The following is an 18,915-nucleotide window of genomic DNA, read 5'->3' on the forward strand; positions in this document are numbered from 1 at the left end:
TCTAAAGTGTTACCCATGTTTCCGGTTCATACCCTACGCTTACCCGGCCTACAAACCCCGTAGGCCCGTGCAAGCGAAGCGTCGCCGGGCATTTAAAGGCCACTCAGTAGTGGCTTTTTTAATGGCAAAATCTGGAGAGTGGCACGCAAAAGTGGTATAACAAATCATCTGCCGTACCCTGCCTGGAGCGCATATGGAAATCACCGAACCACGTCGTTTATATCAACAACTTGCTGCGGAGCTGAAAGATCGCATCGAGCAAGGTGTCTATCTTGTCGGTGATAAACTGCCCGCCGAGCGCTTTATCGCGGATGAAAAAAGCGTCAGCCGCACCGTGGTGCGTGAAGCGATCATCATGCTGGAAGTCGAAGGCTACGTTGAGGTACGCAAAGGCTCCGGCATTCACGTCATTTCCAATCTGCCGAAACACTCTCCCGTCGCGGACGAAAGTCTGGAATTCGCCAGCTATGGCCCGTTTGAGCTGCTCCAGGCTCGCCAGCTGATTGAAAGCAACATTGCCGAATTTGCGGCGACGCAGGTGACCAAGCAGGACATCATGAAGCTGATGGAAATCCAGGAGAATGCCCGCAAGGAAAAATGTTTCCGCGATTCTGAGTGGGATCTGCAGTTCCACGTCCAGGTCGCCCTGGCGACCCAAAACACGGCGCTGGCGGCAATCGTTGAGAAAATGTGGACTCAGCGCGTTCACAACCCGTACTGGAAAAAACTGCACGACCATATCGATTCCCGTACCGTCGACAACTGGTGTGACGATCACGATCAAATTCTTAAAGCGCTGATTCGTAAAGATCCGCACGCCGCTAAGCTGGCGATGTGGCAGCACCTGGAAAACACTAAGCAGATGCTGTTCAATGAAACCAGCGACGACTTCGAATTTAACGCTGACCGCTATCTTTTCGCCGATAATCCCGTTGTTCATCTCGATACGGTCCCCAGTGCCGCAAAATAGATGACCTTCCCGCTGGCAGGCGCTTCGCTGCGCCTTCCGGCGAACGTGGGTAAGCAAAACATATATAGTGTCAGCCTTTGTAAATCCCCTCGCTCACTTTCTGGGCTTACGCCAAAATCAACTCACGCCTGCAAATTCTGTGACGCAGAACGTTGGGCTTTGTTACAATTGGATTCACTTCGTTATTTTGTAAGTTAGTGCTTGCTAACCAGCCAATTAACAGGGAACAGTGTTGGCCACACCGCAATGTGTCCGCGAGCGACCATAATGAAATCACAACCATGTCGCCGTGCTGTTTGTCCCGGATAACAGGCATGACGTTAACCGATTTCCAGGAACACTGAATGGAACTTTTGACCCAACTACTGCATGCCCTCTGGGCGCAGGATTTTGAAACGCTGGCCAACCCTTCCATGATTGGCATGCTCTATTTCGTCTTGTTTATGATCCTGTTCCTTGAGAACGGCTTGCTGCCTGCTGCTTTCCTGCCCGGTGACAGTTTACTGGTGCTTGTCGGCGTGCTGTGCGCTAAAGGGGCGATGGCATTCCCGCAAACTATTTTGTTACTGACCGTCGCTGCGAGTCTCGGCTGCTGGGTCAGCTACATCCAGGGAAGATGGCTGGGCAATACCCGGATCGTCCAGAACTGGCTCTCGCACCTGCCTGCACATTATCACCAGCGGGCGCACCACCTTTTCCATAAGCACGGGCTTTCTGCGCTGCTGATTGGCCGCTTTATCGCCTTTGTACGCACCCTGTTGCCGACCATTGCCGGTCTGTCGGGGCTGAGCAGCGCGCGCTTCCAGTTCTTTAACTGGATGAGCGGCCTGCTGTGGGTACTGATTCTGACGACGCTCGGCTATGCGTTGGGGAAAACGCCAGTCTTTATGAAATATGAAGACCAGCTGATGTCCTGCCTGATGCTGCTGCCTGTGGTGCTGCTGGTCTTCGGTCTGATCGGCTCGCTGGTCGTCCTGTGGAAAAAGAAATACGGAGCCAGAGGCTAACGATGGCTATCTCACCGCTCGCCCTGCGCCGTTTTGCCTGCGCCGTGCTGACACTGGTGGTGCTCAGCGCCATGCTGCTGGCATGGAGCGCGCTTTCGCACCAGGAATCCACGCTGGCCATTCGCCCGGTGAACCAGGGTGCCAGCGTGCCTGACGGTTTTTCTGTCTGGCACCATCTGGACGCGAACGGGATCCGCTTTAAAAGCATCACCCCGCAGGACGATGTTTTACTGATCAAGTTTGATTCCCGAGCGCAAAGTGCCGCCGCAAAAGTGGTTCTCGACCGTACGCTGCCGCACGGGTATATCATCGCTCAGCAGGAAGATGACAGCCAGCCTGCTGCCTGGCTGTCGCTGATTCGCGATACGTCGCATCGGTTTGGATAATTACCAGGATTCCGAATCTTTTCACTCACTTTGGTGAATCCCCCGTTTACTTACTATGCTTAAGTACGCGGAGCACCCCTCGAATGTACTCCGCATAACTTTGGATAGCGGCTTACGCCGCAACACAATGGAAGGTTTCGATAATGAAATTCCGCATGACTCTGGCTCTGGCCCTTTTTTCTTTAAGCACAGCATCCTTCGCAAATTCTCTCTGTCAGGAGAAAGAACAGGATATTCAGCGTGAGATCGGTTATGCCGAAAAGCATAACAATCAGCACCGTGTTGATGGTCTAAAAAAAGCGCTGAGCGAAGTGAAAGCGAACTGTTCAGACAGCAAGCTGCGTGCCGACCACCAGAAGAAAATCGCTGAACAGAAGGACGAGATAGCCGAGCGCCGTCGCGACCTGCAGGAAGCGAAAGAGAAAGGGGATGCGGAAAAAATTGCTAAGCGCGAGAAGAAGTTGAAAGAAGCGCAGGACGACCTGAAAGCGCTGGAAGCTCGCGATTATTGAGTTAACGGAAATCTCAACAGGAGAGAATCATGTCAAAAGATACGACGTCTGAACATCTGCGCGCTGAACTGAAATCCCTGGCCGATACCCTGGAAGAGGTGCTGAACTCCTCTGCTGACAAGTCAAAAGAAGAGGTCAGCAAGCTGCGCAGCAAGGCGGAGCAGGCGCTGAAAGAGAGCCGCTTTCGCCTGGGTGAAACCGGCGATGCGCTGGCAAAACAGACCCGCGAAGCGGCCGCGCGTGCGGACGAATACGTGCGTGATAATCCATGGACGGGTGTCGGAATTGGTGCCGCAGTCGGTGTGGTACTGGGTGTCCTGCTGACGCGTCGTTGATATGGAAGATCCTCGTCACGCACAAGGGCCTGCTAACAACGTCCTCGGCATCGGCCAGCGTATTTTGACGACGCTGGTCGGGATTGCCGAAACGCGCGTCCGGCTGGCAGTGGTCGAACTGGAGGAGGAGAAAGCGAACCTCTTCCAGATGCTGCTGATGCTTGGACTGACCATGCTCTTCGCCGCGTTTGGTCTGATGAGCCTGATGGTGTTAATCATCTGGGCCATTGAACCGCAGTATCGTCTTAACGCCATGATTGCCACGACCGTCGTTCTGCTGGTCGCGGCGCTGATTGGCGGCATATGGACGCTGCGTAAAGCGCGTAAGTCCACGTTCCTGCGCCATACGCGTCAGGAGCTTGCTAACGATCGCGCCCTGCTGGAGGATGACAAGCCGTGAGCGGTAAAGCCGAACGTCAAAAGCGAAAAGCGTACCTGCTAAGCCAGATCCAGCAGCAACGGCTGGATCTGTCGGCCAGCCGTCGCGACTGGATTGACGCGACGCGACGGTTTGACCGGGGCTGGAACACCTTCCTGAGCCTGCGTTCATGGGCGCTGGTCGGCAGCAGCGTGATGGCTATCTGGACGGTTCGTCATCCAAATATGCTCATCCGCTGGGCGCGCCGTGGTTTTGGTGCCTGGAGCGCCTGGCGTCTGGTGAAAGCCACGATCCGTCAGCAGCAATTACGCTAGCCTTCTCGCCGGGTGGCGGCTACGCCTTACCCGGCCTACTTACACTCGTAGGACGGGTAAGCGCAGCGCCACCCGGCAAAATCCTCCCCCTCCCTTACTCAATATCTTTGAAGAAGATTGACAGTTTTCCTTGCTAACAATCGCCCACCGTCACGTTTATGATGCTCTCCATCGACAGCAACGACGCGGTATCTACCCGGAATTGCAGACAAATAACGTTCAGCCGCTGATGTGGTTTCCTGGAGAGTAAAATGAAAAAATTAGAAGATGTTGGTGTACTGGTCGCGCGTATTCTGATGCCAATTCTGTTCATCGTGGCAGGTTGGGGGAAAATCACCGGTTATGCGGGTACCCAGCAGTATATGGAAGCCATGGGCGTTCCGGGGTTCCTGTTGCCACTGACCATTCTTCTTGAGTTCGGCGGCGGCCTGGCAGTGCTGTTCGGCTTCCTGACCCGCACCACCGCGCTGTTTACCGCAGGCTTCACCCTGCTGACCGCGTTCATCTTCCACAGCAACTTTGCGGAAGGCGTGAACTCACTGATGTTCATGAAAAACCTGACCATCGCGGGTGGCTTCCTGCTGCTGGCCGTCACTGGCCCGGGCGCATACAGCATCGACCGCGTTCTGAATAAGAAATGGTAAGCACGCTATACTGAATAAACACAAAGCGAGGAGACATCTCCTCGCTTTTGCTATCTGACGGAGGAGAAAAAATGGGACAACTCGTAGACGGCGTCTGGCAGGATGTCTGGTATGACACCAAATCCACCGGAGGTCGCTTTAAGCGCTCTGTTTCGGCCTTCCGTAACTGGCTGACCGCCGACGGCGCACCAGGCCGGAGCGGCGAAGGCGGCTTCGCGGCTGAGAAAGATCGTTATCATCTTTATGTTTCCCTCGCCTGCCCGTGGGCCCACCGCACGCTGATCGTGCGCAAGCTTAAAGGTCTCGAATCCTTCATTCCGGTTTCCGTGGTCAACCCGCTGATGCTGGAAAATGGCTGGACGTTTGACAGTGATTTCCCTGCGGCAACCGGCGACGATCTTTATCACCATGATTTCCTGTACCAGCTCTATCTGCGCGCCGATCCGCACTACACCGGGCGCGTGACCGTGCCGGTGCTGTGGGACAAGAAAAACCAGACGATTGTCAGCAATGAGTCTGCGGAAATCATCCGCATGTTCAATACCGCGTTTGACGCGCACGGCGCCCGTGCCGGAGATTACTATCCGGTGGAACTGCGCGAGAAAATTGATGAGCTGAACGGCTGGATTTACGACAACGTCAATAACGGTGTCTATAAGGCCGGTTTCGCCACCAGCCAGGAAGCGTATGACGAAGCGGTCGGAAAGGTGTTTGAATCGCTGGAACGCCTGGAACAGATCCTGGGCCAGCATCGCTACCTGACGGGCGATCGCCTGACGGAAGCGGACATTCGCCTGTGGACCACGCTGGTTCGCTTTGATCCGGTCTATGTCACCCACTTTAAATGCGACAAGCACCGCATCAGCGACTACCTGAACCTGCATGGTTTCCTGCGCGACATCTACCAGATGCCGGGCATCGCGGAGACGGTCGACTTCGACCATATTCGCACCCACTATTTCCGCAGCCACAAGACCATCAACTCGACGGGTATTATCTCCATCGGTCCGTGGCAGGATCTGGATGAACCGCACGGGCGCGACGTCCGTTTTGGATAAATATTAAGGGCATCACCAGATGCCCTTTTTTAATTCACAATCTCCATCTATTCTTACCTCGATCGCTTAGAAAACAAGTGATTGACTGACTAATGAGGCAAGGAAAATGGACTGGTATTTAAAAGTACTGCGCAACTACATTGGATTTGGTGGCCGCGCCCGCCGCAAAGAGTACTGGATGTTCGTTCTGGTGAACTTCATCCTCATCATGGTGCTGGGTATTGTGGATAAAATTCTTGGCTGGGAGCGGGCTGGCGGTGAAGGCGTGCTGACCACCATTTATGGCCTGTTAGTCCTGCTGCCATCGTGGGCGGTACTGTTCCGTCGGCTGCACGACACCGATCGTTCAGCATGGTGGTTATTGCTGCTGTTGATCCCGATCGTGGGCTGGATCGTGATTCTTATCTTCAACTGTCAGAGCGGCACCCCAGGTGAAAACCGCTTTGGTCCGGATCCTAAGATCGTCGCGTAAATTACTGCCCGGTGGCGCTTACGCTTACCGGGCCTACTCGTTTATTTATTGTGGTGGGCGAAGAGTTTGGGTATTTCGCGCAGGCACCATGATTTGGCTTCGCCCATGCTGTCGCGACGCCACGCCATAATGATATCCACTTCGCTGGTGTACTCCGGACTCACGACCCGCAGCCGCCCTTCCGCAATATCTTTCTCCACAAACGGGTACGGCATCGTCGCCACGCCCAGACCGGCCAGCAGCGCCTGCCGTTTGTCTTCCAGTGAGGTCACCGTCAGACGTGGCTGTTTATCCAGCAGCTGCACCGTCAGTACCGGACGCTCGCGCGCGGTATCCGCGACCGCGACGCCGCGATATTTCACGCGCGTCACTTCAGAGAGCGGCTCCGGCTCCTGGTGAATCGGATGGTTGGGGGAGGCAACGTAGACGTTCATGACGCTGTAGAGCTTGCGCGAGTTGATTTCTGACGATGAGCGGAAGTGCATGTCCGGCGCAATAACGATATCTGCCCTGCCCGTCTCCAGGCGCTCCCACGCCCCTGCCAGCACCTCGGTGATGATCGACAGCTGCGTATTAGCCTTCGCCGCCAGGCGGTCCACCAGCGGGAACAGCGCTTCGGTCGGCACCAGCGCTTCGGTCACGAGCGTCAGATGGGTTTCCCAACCGCGCGCCAGCGCTTCGGCGTCGGTCGTCAGCTTATCCGCCGCTTCCAGCAACACGCGGCCGCGCTCCAGCAGCATTCGACCGACGTTGGTGAATTTTGTTCGATGACCGGAGCGGTCAAACAGCACCACGTCCAGCTCTTCCTCCAGCTTCTGCATGGTGTAGCTCAGCGCAGACGGAACGCGCCCCAGTTCATCGGCCGCCGCCGCAAAACTGCCGCGCCGGTCAATCGCGTCCATGACGCGAAGCGCCTCAAGCGTCAATGCTCTCTCTTTAGCCATCTCGTTCTCATTCAGGAAATTTGAACATACCAGGCAGAATATCTGGCTAACAATGAAGCGTCCATACCTTTACCATTGTTTTAGTGTAAAGAGAGGTCAAGTTTATGATTACGACAAGAACAGCTAAACAGTGCGGACAAGCCGATTTCGGTTGGCTGCAGGCCCGCTACACCTTTTCCTTTGGACACTACTTTGACCCTAAACTCCTCGGTTACGCTTCACTGCGCGTGTTGAACCAGGAAGTGCTCGCCCCGGGCGCCTCCTTCCAGCCGCGTACGTACCCGAAAGTCGATATCCTGAACCTGATCCTGGAAGGCGAGGCAGAATACCGCGATAGCGAGGGCAATCATGTCCAGGCAAAGGCTGGCGAAGCGCTGTTAATTTCCACGCAGCCGGGCATCAGCTACAGCGAGCATAACCTCAGCAAAGACAAAACGCTGACCCGCATGCAGCTGTGGCTCGACGCCTGCCCTGAGCGGGAAAATCCGCTGGTACAGAAGTTAGATTTAACGGGCGATAAGCAACAGCTGATTGCATCCCCTGATGGCAGTAAAAAGAGCCTGCAGCTGCGTCAGCAGGTGTGGCTGCACCATATCGAGCTGAAGAAAGGTGAGCAGGCAAGCTTCCAGCTTCACGGCCCGCGCGCCTATCTGCAGTCGATTCACGGTACGGTGCATGCGGTGACGCACGCGGAAGAGAAAGAAGCGCTCACCTGCGGCGACGGCGCGTTTATTCGTGATGAAGCGAATATTACCCTGGTGGCGGATACGCCGCTGCGCGCGCTGCTGATTGATTTGCCGGTTTAAAGAACGCCCTCACCCTAACCCTCTCCCACAGGGAGAGGGAACCGATAGAGCTCTGAACTCGCTACACCTTACTCGCCATGATCTCAATAATCTGCCGGTCCGTGGCCTGCATCGAGCGGCACGCCAGGGCGCACAGGTTCGCGATCGACTGCTCCACATCGTGCGCGACAATTCCCTCGTTGCCCGTCACGCCCGACTCATCCAGCGCCATCATCACCGCTTTCCAGGCGCTGCTGACGCTGGTGGAAACCTTCATGGCGCAGCTGTTTGACGCCCCGTCGCAGATCATCCCGCTGACGTCACCGATCATACTGCCGATCGCCATTGCGATGGTCTGGTAACGGCCACCCATCAGCCACGCCATGCCCGCCGCAGCGCCCATCGCCGCCGTTGTCGCCGCACACAGTGCGGACAGGCGCGGAAGCTGATAATGGATATAGATCGCCGACAGATGCGACAGCATCAGCGCCCGCGCCAGCCGTTCGTCACCGGCCTGAAGGTGCTCAGCCACAACAACGACGGGCATGGTGGCGGTGATCCCCTGGTTACCGGAGCCCGAATTGCTCATCGCCGGCAGCGTTGCGCCCCCCATCCGGGCATCCGAGGCGGCGCTGGTGCGAATAACAATGTCCGAACCCAGATCCTGCGCCAGCCATCCGCGCGAGCGCTGCTTATCAAGCGTTGCGCCAATGTGCAGCCCCCACTTCCCGCTGAGCCCTTCGCGGGAGAGCGCATCGTTCAGTTGCCCTGCTTCCAGGATGAAGCGAATGGCCTCAAACGGCACCTGCTCGACAAATTCCAGGATCTGCGACAGCGTAGCGTGTGACAGTACCGCCAGCGGGTCGTCATCCACCTCGGTCACGGGCTTATCCAGCGTAAAGCGCGTTTCCCCCTGGCAAACCACTTCCACCACCCGGGTATGCCCGCCCGCGATGGTCACCATTGCCGAGAGTTCGCCGGCATAAACGCAGGCGCGGGAATAGAGGATCTCATCGCAGGGCTCCTGCAGTTTTACCTGCACTTGCCCTGCCTCAAGCAGGGCTTTGGCGCGGACCAGTGCATCGGCTGTGGCATCTTTCAACACCTCCAGTCCGGCGTGCGCGTTACCGCCAATCGCGCCCAGCGCCGCCGCAATCGGTAATCCGACCATGCCGGTACCCGGTACCGTCACGCCCAGCCCGTTTTTCATCAGGTTCGGCGAGACCCACGCCTCAATCCGTGTGACCTCCCCCGGCAGGAGGTCTGCGGCCATCGCACAGGCCAGTGCCAGAGAGACGGGCTCGGTGCACCCAAGGGCAGGCTTCACTTCTTCCTGCACCGCGCATATAAATTGATTCCATAAAGGATGAGTTTGCTCAGACATCGTTACGACCTTAATTACCCTCAGGAGAATGCGAGGAAAGGAGAAACACAAAGCAGCAGTCCGGTGATGATGATTATCACCAGCGATACGCCTTTATATTTATGCAGCGCCGGTACCTTGTAGACCAGCCATGCCGGGATCAGACAGCCCACCATGCCGAAGATGGGGCTACAGATGGAGGTGAAGCTCAACACCGGCGCGTTCAGGACTATCGCGCTCCAGGCCAGCAGAATGGCGAACAGCATAATCCCGCGCTGGACGGCGTTTTCATTGATTCTTTCTGCCGGCATTTTGCGGCGCAGGATGTTCATGACGATACCCTGCGTGGCCTCGCGGAAGCCGAGGTAGACGCCGAAGAATGCGGTCATCACGGCGAAGATATTGAGGATCACGCTGACGATTTTGACCCAGCCCGCGCCGTCGCCGCTGATAAACTGCGCCGCAATCGCCAGGGCAGAGATATTCTGCTCGTAGGCTTTGACCGCCTCATCGTGCCCCATCGCCAGGGTGAAAGAGACGGCATAGAAGAAGACCGTCACAAACAGGACGCCAAAAGCAATGTTCATTGCCCGGAGCGCCTTATGACGCGCCACCTCTACCGATTTTTCACGTGAACGGTACGAGATCACCATCGGGCTCAGGGTCTGAATAAAGAGAATGGAGGTTAAGGTAAAGGGCAGCGTAATGATGGCGTTTTTAATCAGCAGCCCCAGCGGCGGCAGCATGCCCACGTTGGCTAAATGCCAGAGGCCGATCATCGACAGGCCCAGCGCGGCAACTACGAATAATTTGGTCAGCACCATCAGGCTGGACACTTTAAACAGCAGCTTTTCACCGCGTGAAGAAATCGCGACCAGAATGCAAATCAGGAATAAACCGTAGAACGGATTTTCCGAGAGCAAACCGTCGGTCACGCCGAAGGTGTGCAAATACGAGGCGCTGTCGTTGGTAATGGCCGTGGAATAGACAAACATCCAGATCACCAGCATCACGAAATAGAGCGCACCTAATAAAATTCCCCAGTTCTTACCCAAATACCCGCTAATTACGCTCGGGTAGTCTTTGCATTCCGGGGATTCTGCCAGCGTGTTAATAAACAACCGTTGGAATAAATACATGGCGGGATAACCAATAATGGACGAGAGCAAAAAGACCCACAGCCCCATTAATCCGACTTGTACCGGGAGAAAAACAATCCCCGCGCCGATAGCCATCCCAATACTCATGATGACCCAACCCGTGTCGGTACTGTCGAATTTGATCGCCTCTCGCCACTCGCTTTCACTCATTCCCGCCCGCCTTGCCGCGGGGGAATCATTCACAATGACACTGCTGTTTGTTGCCGTATCCATGGGGCACTCGCTTATTTTGTAGGGTAAACAGTTGTTTTTATAAGGTTCCGATCGCCAGCGATGGCGATTCAGATGGCAGCAGGTGCTTGTTATTGATGTGAGAAAATCTTAACCGGAGCGAGGGAGAAAAAAGTCACAACTTTTATGAGGATTTTCGAATGATAGAGGAAAATTTGCTTTGTTAATGGGTTGATAGACGGTATTTTTCTAAAAGTGACGCCGATCAAGAAATAAAAACCCGCGCGATGCGCGGGTGAGAGATCACTCAGCCAGCGCGTTAGCCATATCCGTTCTAATCTGTTTGCGCTGTTCCGGCGTCAATACCTGACTGACGTCGAAGTAATATTTCACGCGGTAATAGCGGGTCTGCTCTTCAATTTTGCTGAATGCACTAAGCTGGCTTTTCACCGTGCTTTCGTCCCATTTGCCCGCCTGGAACATGTCGATCAGCGCACCGTCCTTCACGCCCGTCATCGGGATCCTGCTGACATTTTGTTCCAGCTGCTTATGCAGATCTTCAATCTTTTTCACCTGCTCATTGCTGAGCTTCAGGTGCTGTACCAGAGGATCCTGGGACGGTGACGGGGCAGCCTCAACGTTCGCGGCCTGCGCCGTAAAACTGCACACCACCAGTGAAGCAGCAGCCAACGCAATGCGGGTCATTTTCATCATCTTACAGTCCTTACATGCTGTTATAGGAAAAAGCAGGAGCATTGTTTTTCAAGAGCGGATGAATATGTGTGAGTAATTATATAAACAATTTTGTATGTTTAGCGGGCAAAAAAATGCCCCCTGCAGTGAGGGGGCATGAGAGTAGGTTTTCGTCAAATCGCCTGCGTAAACGTCCTCGAAATCACGTCCTGCTGCTGCTCGCGCGTCAGCGCATTAAACCGCACCGCATAGCCCGACACGCGGATGGTCAGGTTCGGGTAATTCTCGGGATGCGCAATGGCATCGAGGAGCATCTCCCGGTTCATCACGTTAACGTTCAGGTGCTGCCCGCCCTCAACAGATGCTTCGTGATGGAAGTACCCGTCCAGCAGCCCTACCAGATTGGTTTTACGCACCAGCTCATCTTTGCCCAGCGCCTGCGGCACGATGGAGAAGGTGTAAGAGATCCCGTCTTTGGCATAGGTGAACGGCAGCTTGGCGACCGACGTTAACGAGGCCACCGCCCCTTTTCTGTCGCGGCCGTGCATGGGGTTCGCGCCTGGAGCAAACGGCGTGCCGCCGCGGCGTCCGTCCGGCGTGTTCCCGGTCTTCTGCCCGTAAACCACGTTGGAGGTGATGGTCAGGATCGACTGGGTCGGTACCGCGTTGCGGTAGGTTGGCAGCGCCTGAATTTTCTTCATAAAGCGCTCCACCAGGTCGCAGGCGATGCTGTCCACGCGGTCATCGTTGTTGCCGTACTGCGGGTAATCCCCTTCTATCACGAAATCGACCGCCAGACCGGTATGGTCGCGCACCGGCTTCACCGTGGCGTATTTAATGGCGGACAGGGAATCCGCCGCTACCGACAACCCGGCAATGCCGCAGGCCATGGTGCGGTAAACGTCCCGGTCGTGCAGCGCCATCAGCGAGGCTTCGTAGCTGTACTTATCATGCATGTAGTGAATGAGATTCAGCGCGCTGATGTACTGCACCGCCAGCCAGTCCATGAAGTGATCGAGGCTCGCCATTACGGTGTCGTAATCCAGTACCTCATCCAGCAGCGGATCGGTTTTCGGGCCGACCTGGATCTTCAGCTTCTCGTCCACCCCGCCGTTGATTGCATACAGCAGCGTTTTCGCCAGGTTGGCGCGTGCGCCGAAGAACTGCATCTGCTTGCCGATCACCATCGGGCTGACGCAGCAGGCAATGGCGTAGTCGTCGCTGTTGAAGTCGGCGCGCATCAGATCGTCGTTCTCATACTGCAGCGACGAGGTAACGATCGACACCTGCGCGGCGTATTTCTTGAACGCGATCGGCAGCTGTTCAGACCAGAGGATCGTCAGGTTCGGCTCCGGCGCGGGCCCCATGGTGTGCAGCGTGTGCAGATAGCGGAAGCTGTTTTTGGTCACCAGCGTGCGGCCGTCCAGCCCCATGCCGCCGATCACTTCCGTGGCCCAGATCGGATCGCCGGAGAAGAGCGTGTCGAATTCCGGCGTGCGCAGGAAGCGCACCATGCGGATCTTCATGATGAAGTGGTCGATCAGCTCCTGCGCCTGCACCTCGTTCAGCCGCCCCGCCTGCATGTCGCGTTCGATGTAGATATCGAGGAACGAGGCCGTGCGCCCCAGCGACATCGCTCCGCCGTTCTGGGATTTCACCGCCGCCAGGTAGGCGAAATAGAGCCACTGCACTGCTTCCTGGGCGTTCATCGCCGGGCGTGAGATATCAAAGCCATAGTTGGCCGCCATCTGCTGGATCTGCAGCAGCGCGCGCTTGTGCTCCGCCAGCTCTTCGCGCAGGCGGATCGTCGCCTCCAGATCTTCGCCACGTTCCAGCCTGCCCTGCAGATCGGCGAACTGAAGCTCACGCTCGCGCACCAGATAGCGGATACCGTAGAGCGCCACGCGGCGGTAATCGCCGATGATGCGCCCGCGCCCGTAGCCGTCCGGCAAACCGGTCAGCACGCCGGATTTGCGGCAGCGCATCATCTCTGGCGAATAGACGTCAAACACGCCCTGGTTGTGGGTTTTGCGCAGGTCGGTAAACAGGTATTCGAACTGCGGATCCATCTCCCGGCCATAGGCTTCGAACGAGCTGCGGATCATGTTGATCCCGCCGTACGGATGCAGGGCGCGCTTGAGCGGCTTGTCGGTTTGCAGGCCGACGATCGTCTCCAGATCCTGGTCGATGTAGCCCGGCCCGTGGGCCGTAATGGTGGTGGCAATGTTGGTGTCAAAATCCACCGGGGCGTGGGTGGCATTCTCCTGACGAATGCCGACCATCACCTTCTGCCACAGCGCCGTCGTTGCTGGCGTCGCCTGCGCGAGGAAAGCTTCATCGCCCTCATAAGGGGTGTAGTTATGCTGAATAAAATCGCGGACGTTGACGGCGTTTTTCCATTCTTCACCGCGAAACCCGGCCCATGCGTCGCTGTAGGGCGCGACGCCCGTTTCGATTGTTACTTTCATCAGATTCTCGCTTTATCAGGCGTAAGCCGCAGCCGGGGTAACCTTCCCAAGACGGAGGGCGTCCAGCGCGATCATTTTTTCTTCGTTGGTAGGGATCACCGCGCAGATCACGCGGGAGGTATCAGTGGAGATGACGCGCTCACCCGCGCTACCCGGCAGGGCATTTTTGGCGTCGTCGAGGCGGATGCCGAACACTTTAAGATGTTCCGCCACCAGCGCGCGGACAAGCGTTGAGTTTTCGCCGATGCCGCCGGTAAAGACCACCCCATCGAGGCGGTGCAGCGACGCCGCGTGCCCGGCGATATGTCGCGCTATACGGTGAACGAAGGTCTGGATAGCCAGCTGCGCCCGCTCATTGCCAGCGTGCCAGGCTTTCTCCAGCGCCCGTAAATCGGAGGAGATGCCGGAGATCCCCAGCAACCCGGACTCTTTGTTGACCATGCGCTCCAGATCCTCAAACGACTGGCCGGTCTGCTGGGCAATCCACGCCATCGCGCCAAAATCCACGTCGCCGCAGCGCGTACCCATCATCAGTCCTTCCAGGGGGGTCATCCCCATCGAGGTATCCACGCTTTGGCCGTTACGCACCGCGCAGATGGACGCCCCGTTGCCGAGGTGGGCAACCACCAGGCCGCTGTCATCGGGGGACAGCCCGAGGAGCGCGTGCGCCTGCGCGGCCACGTAGCGGTGAGAGGTGCCGTGGAAGCCGTAACGGCGCACGCCCAGCGCTTCAAAATAGCGGTACGGCAAACCGTACAGGTACGCCTGCGGCGGCAGCGTCTGGTGAAAGCTGGTATCAAATACCGCGACCTGCTGCACGCCCGGAAACAGGCGCTCTGCGGCTTCCACGCCGCTCAGGTTGGCGTAGTTATGCAGCGGCGCCAGCGGGGAGACCTGGCGGATCTGCTCAATCACCTCTTCCGTAATCAGGGTCGACTCGCTGAAGAGGTCACCACCGTGCGCAATGCGGTGGCCAATTAAGGCCACGCTGCTCATCAGGTCACGCTTCTCCAGCTCCAGGGCGATGGCAGCCAGCGCCCCTTCGTAGTCCTGGTGAGCCAGTCTGGCTGGCTCACCCCCGTTCACGGAAATAAAGGCTTTATCCGTGTTGATGCCGTCTGCAATGCCCGTCATCAGGGCGTCGCAGCTGCTGGCATCGAGCACCGAAAACTTAACAGAGGACGAACCGCAGTTAATTACCAGTACAACCGGAAACTCAATCATCATGTGACTCCGCTCTTCCTGAGCAATGGGTTAGAACAGTTTGTAAACGATATTCAGAATGGTCAGCAGGCCCACAACCGTGACGAAGATGTTCTCGGGTTTGCCCTTATATTTCGCCATGGCCGGCGCTTTGCGGATGGCGTACATCGGCAGCAGACACAGCAGAGAGGCGATGATTGGCGCGCCCATGGCTTCGATAAGGTCGAGAATGTTCGGGTTGGCGTACGCGACAACCCAGGTGGAGCCCATGATGAACACCATGCTGATGGTGTTCAGTTTGCCGACAGAGACCTTCTTCTTATCGCCTTTGTAGCCGAACTTGAGGATCAGGCCATTCAGCCCTTCCAGCGTGCCCAGGTAATGACCGAAGAAAGATTTGAAAATAGCGACCAGGGCAATAATGGAAGCGCCATATTCCAGTACCGTCGCGAACGTCGATTTAGTGCCGGACATGGAGGCAAAGTGGTTCGCCAGGTAAGAGAGCACCGGAATGTTCTGCGCTTTGGCGTCCGCCATGTTCTGCGGAGAGAGCGTAAACAGGCAGCTAAAGGCGAAGAACATCACCACGGCGACCATCAGCATGCTGGCGCGACCGATGATTTTGGAACATTTCTGCTCGGTGAATTCTTTACCGAACTCCGGCTCGTACTCTTCGCGCTTGGAGACCACAAACGAGGAGACGATAGGCGAGAAGTTGAAGGAGAAGACCATGATGGAGATCCCCAGCCACACCGTGACCAGAATGCCGTCATGGCCGGTGAAGGCGATATCGCTCAGGTTGACCTGGTCGATCACCGCGGAGTTCCAGTAAGGGATCAGCGACAGGGAAATCAGCACCAGACTGGCAATAAACGGGAACACCAGGAAACTCATCACCTTCACCATCAGGTCTTTACCAAACCAGATAACAAAAGCCATCAGCAGCAGCAGGAACAGCGCCACCACGCCGCGGTTTAGCGCAGGCAGCTGGAGCTGGTTTTCCCAGAAGGTCATGAAGGTGTTAGTAATAGTGACGCCGTAAATCCACAGCAGCGGGCAAATGGCAAAGAAGTAGAGGAACGTGATCACCACCCCACCGGTTTTACCGAAATGCTCTTCTACCGTTTCGGTGATGTTGCCGGAGACGTTGCTGCCGGACAGGCAGAGGCGCGCCAGCGCGCGGTGGCAGTAAAACGCAATCGGGAACGCGAGAACCAGCATCAGCAGGATAGGGATTAAGCCCCCAAAGCCTGCGCGAATGGGGAAGAACAGCACGCCTGCGCCAATGGCGGTACCAAACAGGCCAAGCGTCCAGGTGGTATCAGACTTACGCCAGGAGGACGTTTTTGTCTGGCCAACGATAATGCTTTCTGTGTTGCTCATAGGTCACCTTTATGCGTCAACGAAGCCGGTAATTTGGGAAACACGGGAGAGATCGATATTGCCGCCGGAAATAATGCAGACGGTTTTGCGGCCCTGAATATAGTGGTCAAGCTTGCCGCTTAATAACGCGGCACAGGCCAGCGCGCCGGCGCCTTCCGTCACCACTTTATTTCGCTGAATAAGGGCAATCATGCTGTTGCGAATATCGTCTTCGCTCACCAGAACAATGTCATCGACCAGTTCACGAACGATTTCGAAGGTTAATTTACCCGGACGAGAGACGTCGCAGCCGTCGGCTAACGTGCCGGTAACGCGATGGTTGGTTATTTCTCCTGCCTGCCAGGAAGCTGCCATTCCGTGTACGTTTTCAGACTGTACGCCGATAATATTAATGGTCGGGTTGATGGATTTAATCGCCGTTGCAATCCCGGCAATTAATCCGCCGCCGCCGATAGGGACAATGACGTTATCCACGTCGTATAAATCTTCGAGAATTTCCAGACCGATGGTGCCCTGCCCGGCGATCACTTTGGCGTCATCGTAAGGCGGAATAAAAATGCGCCCTTCCATCTCGACGATTTCGCTCACTTTAGCGATGGTGTCGTTGAAGTTCTCACCGTGGAGCACCACTTCCGCCGAGTAGTCGCGGGTCGCGGCCACTTTAGATTTTGGTGCGCCCATCGGCATCACCACTTTACCGTCGATGCCGAGCATGGCGCAGGAGAGCGACACTCCCTGCGCGTGGTTTCCCGCAGAGCAGGCGACCACACCTTTGCGCTTTTCAGCATCGGTCAGCGAGCTTAATTTATTAAACGCGCCGCGAATTTTGAACGAACCGGTACGCTGCATGTTCTCAAACTTAAGGAATATTTCGCCCTTACACCGTTCGCTGAGATAATTCGAGCGCGGCATACCGGTTTTATATATCTTGCCTGCCAGTCGTTTTCTGGCGTCCTGAATATCTTCAATGGTTACCGGGAGATCGTAGGTAATATGCATAATATCCTCGTTATAATAATTCATTCTTTTCAGGCAAAGTCAGGGTATCAGAGCGTTAATACGTTAAGCTCTGGGTATTTTTTAAAATTAAAACTTATTATTCATCGTCGTCTTTCGATATTCATCGACGAATATTGTTTAGCCAGCTCAACTAATACTGACGCCGATTTTTTAATCCTGTAATTTTTAGACCACACGGCGGCATAACGCGCCACGGGTAATTCGTCTTCCACGGGCAGCACAATAAATTGATCCGAACCGAATGGGGCAATCATGTCGCGGGGAATCACCGTCAGATAATCGGCATTCAGGACAAGGTTATAAATGGTGACGACGGAATCGGTCTGGACGATGTTTTCGATGCTGATGTGGTTGTCTTGCAGAGTGGTCAGAAGTTCTTTGTAGTAGCCCATATCGGTTTGCGGCATCACCCACTGCTCGTGCGTAAGCGATGCCAGTGTCGTCGGGCCGGTGCACGTTCGCGTTTTGCTGGCGACCAGCACAAACTCAGACTCAAACAGCGGTTCGACGTGCAGATCCTGAAGCAGCATTTCATCGCTCAGCGTGCCGATAGCGAAATCCAGACGACCATCGCGAATGGCCGGGAGGAAAGAGGAGAGCTGAGCTTCATACATTGAGACGCGCGCTTTCGGGAACACTTCCTTGAATTTTTTGATCATCTCAGACAGGAAGGTAAAACCAATCAGCGACGGATAGCCAAAGGAGACATCCATAACGGTGCTAAAACTGAGACTATTGATTTCGCTCACCATGTTTTTCATTTCACGCGTGATCGACTCGGAGTACGAGAGCAGAACCTGGCCTGCAGCCGTCAGTTTTACGCCCGTATTTTTACGTACCATCACTTCCACACCGAAGTAAGATTCGATATCGCTGATGATTTTGCTGACGGCGGGTTGCGTCAGGCCCAGTTGTCTTGCAGCAGAACCTATGGAGCCACTTTTAATGACTTCCTGAAATACCACGAGGTGCTGTGTTTTCGGTAGAATAATAGTGTTCATAATATTCTGCGCTTATTTCCCTATGACGGGGTGAATTCTACTCAATAATGTTTAAAGGGGTATGTGCTGTTACTCACAATTTGCTTTGAGCAACCCTTAACTCACGCTTCAAAAACCCATTAAAAACCTTATAAATCAATGCATTGAAGGTAATGAAATACGCTACAACGCTGATATTGATCAACAAAAATAGCGCTAATAAATTTATTTTATGGCGATAACCCGGATTTATTTCACCGTTCTTAAAAAAACAATAAAGACGATATTTCAGGCAATTAAAGGCTAATAAATAACCGTCATTTATTTGAAACATACTTTCATTTAAGCCATTTTTTACGACGTAAATTTTCAAATTTCAGGAAAAGAGTGGAATACGTCACATATTCACGGAGGAAATGTATTTGATTTCAATAAGCGCATATCAAACGAGAAAAGATTTACGAACATTAAGCTAACAATCATAACAAATTATCAATACTACAGATCGCCGGTTTTTTAGATTTAAATTTTGTGATGGCGATCGTCTGCAGATGCCGAGGCGGAACCGTCGAGTGAAAAACAGTGAAATGTGCTTAATGTCGCAAATATGAGAATTGATGTCGTTTGTGTGGTGCCGGATAGCGCTGCGCTTACCCGTTCGTCGTGGT

At 55.0% G+C, this 18,915-nt stretch carries 20 protein-coding genes; 11 read left to right on the plus strand and 9 right to left on the minus strand.

What is annotated here, in order from left to right; all coding sequences use genetic code 11:
- Positions 1–193 precede the first annotated feature (193 nt).
- The 10 genes from exuR (at position 194) to ACVCAM_RS06000 (ending at position 6,077) form a co-directional block, all read left to right on the plus strand.
- Positions 194–970 carry a transcriptional regulator ExuR gene (gene exuR, locus ACVCAM_RS05955; protein ID WP_008503145.1) on the plus strand — a complete coding sequence of 259 codons (777 nt, stop codon included), beginning with the start codon at positions 194–196 and terminating at the stop codon, positions 968–970.
- A gap of 344 nt (positions 971–1,314) precedes the next feature.
- On the plus strand, positions 1,315–1,977 hold the full coding sequence (gene yqjA / locus ACVCAM_RS05960; protein ID WP_008503144.1) for a DedA family general envelope maintenance protein YqjA: 663 nt from the start codon (positions 1,315–1,317) through the stop codon (positions 1,975–1,977).
- A 2-nt stretch (positions 1,978–1,979) separates the two neighbouring features.
- A complete protein-coding gene (mzrA, locus tag ACVCAM_RS05965; protein ID WP_039024794.1) occupies positions 1,980–2,363 on the plus strand; it encodes an EnvZ/OmpR regulon moderator MzrA in 384 nt (127 codons plus the stop codon).
- 143 nt (positions 2,364–2,506) lie between these two features.
- Positions 2,507–2,875, plus strand: coding sequence for a DUF1090 domain-containing protein (locus tag ACVCAM_RS05970; RefSeq protein ID WP_008503142.1), 369 nt, complete (start codon positions 2,507–2,509; stop codon positions 2,873–2,875).
- Positions 2,876–2,904: 29 nt separating this feature from the next.
- Positions 2,905–3,210 carry a DUF883 family protein gene (locus ACVCAM_RS05975; RefSeq protein WP_407223703.1) on the plus strand — a complete coding sequence of 102 codons (306 nt, stop codon included), beginning with the start codon at positions 2,905–2,907 and terminating at the stop codon, positions 3,208–3,210.
- A gap of 1 nt (position 3,211) precedes the next feature.
- Positions 3,212–3,610: a phage holin family protein gene (locus ACVCAM_RS05980; protein ID WP_407223704.1), complete on the plus strand. Its 399-nt coding sequence runs from the start codon at positions 3,212–3,214 to the stop codon at positions 3,608–3,610.
- Positions 3,607–3,903, plus strand: coding sequence for a YqjK-like family protein (locus ACVCAM_RS05985; RefSeq protein WP_008503139.1), 297 nt, complete (start codon positions 3,607–3,609; stop codon positions 3,901–3,903). The genes ACVCAM_RS05980 and ACVCAM_RS05985 overlap by 4 nt, the downstream gene beginning before the upstream one ends.
- 251 nt (positions 3,904–4,154) lie before the next feature.
- On the plus strand, positions 4,155–4,547 hold the full coding sequence (locus tag ACVCAM_RS05990; RefSeq protein WP_023294633.1) for a DoxX family protein: 393 nt from the start codon (positions 4,155–4,157) through the stop codon (positions 4,545–4,547).
- Between the two features lie 71 nt (positions 4,548–4,618).
- The gene (locus tag ACVCAM_RS05995) at positions 4,619–5,605 is read left to right on the plus strand and encodes a glutathione S-transferase family protein (RefSeq protein WP_447093552.1); all 987 of its coding nucleotides are present in this window, start codon (positions 4,619–4,621) and stop codon (positions 5,603–5,605) included.
- 106 nt (positions 5,606–5,711) lie between these two features.
- On the plus strand, positions 5,712–6,077 hold the full coding sequence (locus ACVCAM_RS06000) for a DUF805 domain-containing protein (RefSeq protein ID WP_008503136.1): 366 nt from the start codon (positions 5,712–5,714) through the stop codon (positions 6,075–6,077).
- Between the two features lie 41 nt (positions 6,078–6,118).
- Here ACVCAM_RS06000 and ACVCAM_RS06005 read toward each other — a convergent pair whose 3' ends face one another.
- On the minus strand, positions 6,119–7,021 hold the full coding sequence (locus tag ACVCAM_RS06005; RefSeq protein WP_407223705.1) for a LysR family transcriptional regulator: 903 nt from the start codon (positions 7,019–7,021) through the stop codon (positions 6,119–6,121).
- Between the two features lie 104 nt (positions 7,022–7,125).
- Here ACVCAM_RS06005 and ACVCAM_RS06010 point away from each other — a divergent pair, with 104 nt between their 5' ends.
- Complete coding sequence (locus tag ACVCAM_RS06010; RefSeq protein ID WP_407223706.1) at positions 7,126–7,827, plus strand: pirin family protein; 702 nt, start codon at positions 7,126–7,128, stop codon at positions 7,825–7,827.
- A 61-nt stretch (positions 7,828–7,888) separates the two neighbouring features.
- Here the strand turns inward: ACVCAM_RS06010 and ACVCAM_RS06015 are convergent, their stop codons facing one another.
- The 8 genes from ACVCAM_RS06015 to tdcA all read right to left on the minus strand — a co-directional run bounded on the left by ACVCAM_RS06015 (position 7,889) and on the right by tdcA (position 18,268).
- Positions 7,889–9,190: an L-cysteine desulfidase family protein gene (locus tag ACVCAM_RS06015; protein WP_407223707.1), complete on the minus strand. Its 1,302-nt coding sequence runs from the start codon at positions 9,188–9,190 to the stop codon at positions 7,889–7,891.
- 20 nt (positions 9,191–9,210) lie between these two features.
- Positions 9,211–10,542, minus strand: coding sequence for an amino acid permease (locus ACVCAM_RS06020; protein WP_021242373.1), 1,332 nt, complete (start codon positions 10,540–10,542; stop codon positions 9,211–9,213).
- A 261-nt stretch (positions 10,543–10,803) separates the two neighbouring features.
- Complete coding sequence (locus ACVCAM_RS06025; protein ID WP_023326151.1) at positions 10,804–11,214, minus strand: Spy/CpxP family protein refolding chaperone; 411 nt, start codon at positions 11,212–11,214, stop codon at positions 10,804–10,806.
- Positions 11,215–11,366: 152 nt separating this feature from the next.
- Positions 11,367–13,661, minus strand: coding sequence for a formate C-acetyltransferase (pflB, locus tag ACVCAM_RS06030; protein WP_150147945.1), 2,295 nt, complete (start codon positions 13,659–13,661; stop codon positions 11,367–11,369).
- A gap of 15 nt (positions 13,662–13,676) precedes the next feature.
- A complete protein-coding gene (gene tdcD, locus ACVCAM_RS06035) occupies positions 13,677–14,885 on the minus strand; it encodes a propionate kinase (RefSeq protein WP_094945148.1) in 1,209 nt (402 codons plus the stop codon).
- A 30-nt stretch (positions 14,886–14,915) separates the two neighbouring features.
- On the minus strand, positions 14,916–16,247 hold the full coding sequence (gene tdcC / locus ACVCAM_RS06040; protein WP_008501506.1) for a threonine/serine transporter TdcC: 1,332 nt from the start codon (positions 16,245–16,247) through the stop codon (positions 14,916–14,918).
- A gap of 9 nt (positions 16,248–16,256) precedes the next feature.
- On the minus strand, positions 16,257–17,246 hold the full coding sequence (gene tdcB / locus ACVCAM_RS06045) for a bifunctional threonine ammonia-lyase/L-serine ammonia-lyase TdcB (protein ID WP_023326154.1): 990 nt from the start codon (positions 17,244–17,246) through the stop codon (positions 16,257–16,259).
- Between the two features lie 101 nt (positions 17,247–17,347).
- Positions 17,348–18,268: a transcriptional regulator TdcA gene (gene tdcA / locus ACVCAM_RS06050; RefSeq protein ID WP_008501504.1), complete on the minus strand. Its 921-nt coding sequence runs from the start codon at positions 18,266–18,268 to the stop codon at positions 17,348–17,350.
- Positions 18,269–18,915: the final 647 nt, after the last annotated feature.

The organism is Enterobacter sp. CFEC122 (assembly GCF_052983755.1).

Bases quoted from the DNA above. Each gene is read 5' to 3' on its own strand.
- tdcD (WP_094945148.1), bottom strand. From the start codon at position 14,885: ATGATTGAGTTTCCGGTTGTACTGGTAATTAACTGCGGTTCGTCCTCT.
- tdcC (WP_008501506.1), bottom strand. From the start codon at position 16,247: ATGAGCAACACAGAAAGCATTATCGTTGGCCAGACAAAAACGTCCTCC.
- tdcB (WP_023326154.1), bottom strand. From the start codon at position 17,246: ATGCATATTACCTACGATCTCCCGGTAACCATTGAAGATATTCAGGAC.
- mzrA (WP_039024794.1), top strand. From the start codon at position 1,980: ATGGCTATCTCACCGCTCGCCCTGCGCCGTTTTGCCTGCGCCGTGCTG.
- ACVCAM_RS06020 (WP_021242373.1), bottom strand. From the start codon at position 10,542: ATGGATACGGCAACAAACAGCAGTGTCATTGTGAATGATTCCCCCGCG.
- ACVCAM_RS05995 (WP_447093552.1), top strand. From the start codon at position 4,619: ATGGGACAACTCGTAGACGGCGTCTGGCAGGATGTCTGGTATGACACC.
- ACVCAM_RS05990 (WP_023294633.1), top strand. From the start codon at position 4,155: ATGAAAAAATTAGAAGATGTTGGTGTACTGGTCGCGCGTATTCTGATG.
- yqjA (WP_008503144.1), top strand. From the start codon at position 1,315: ATGGAACTTTTGACCCAACTACTGCATGCCCTCTGGGCGCAGGATTTT.
- ACVCAM_RS05980 (WP_407223704.1), top strand. From the start codon at position 3,212: ATGGAAGATCCTCGTCACGCACAAGGGCCTGCTAACAACGTCCTCGGC.
- ACVCAM_RS06015 (WP_407223707.1), bottom strand. From the start codon at position 9,190: ATGTCTGAGCAAACTCATCCTTTATGGAATCAATTTATATGCGCGGTG.
- ACVCAM_RS05975 (WP_407223703.1), top strand. From the start codon at position 2,905: ATGTCAAAAGATACGACGTCTGAACATCTGCGCGCTGAACTGAAATCC.
- ACVCAM_RS06010 (WP_407223706.1), top strand. From the start codon at position 7,126: ATGATTACGACAAGAACAGCTAAACAGTGCGGACAAGCCGATTTCGGT.
- ACVCAM_RS06000 (WP_008503136.1), top strand. From the start codon at position 5,712: ATGGACTGGTATTTAAAAGTACTGCGCAACTACATTGGATTTGGTGGC.
- pflB (WP_150147945.1), bottom strand. From the start codon at position 13,661: ATGAAAGTAACAATCGAAACGGGCGTCGCGCCCTACAGCGACGCATGG.
- ACVCAM_RS06025 (WP_023326151.1), bottom strand. From the start codon at position 11,214: ATGATGAAAATGACCCGCATTGCGTTGGCTGCTGCTTCACTGGTGGTG.
- exuR (WP_008503145.1), top strand. From the start codon at position 194: ATGGAAATCACCGAACCACGTCGTTTATATCAACAACTTGCTGCGGAG.
- ACVCAM_RS05970 (WP_008503142.1), top strand. From the start codon at position 2,507: ATGAAATTCCGCATGACTCTGGCTCTGGCCCTTTTTTCTTTAAGCACA.
- tdcA (WP_008501504.1), bottom strand. From the start codon at position 18,268: ATGAACACTATTATTCTACCGAAAACACAGCACCTCGTGGTATTTCAG.
- ACVCAM_RS06005 (WP_407223705.1), bottom strand. From the start codon at position 7,021: ATGGCTAAAGAGAGAGCATTGACGCTTGAGGCGCTTCGCGTCATGGAC.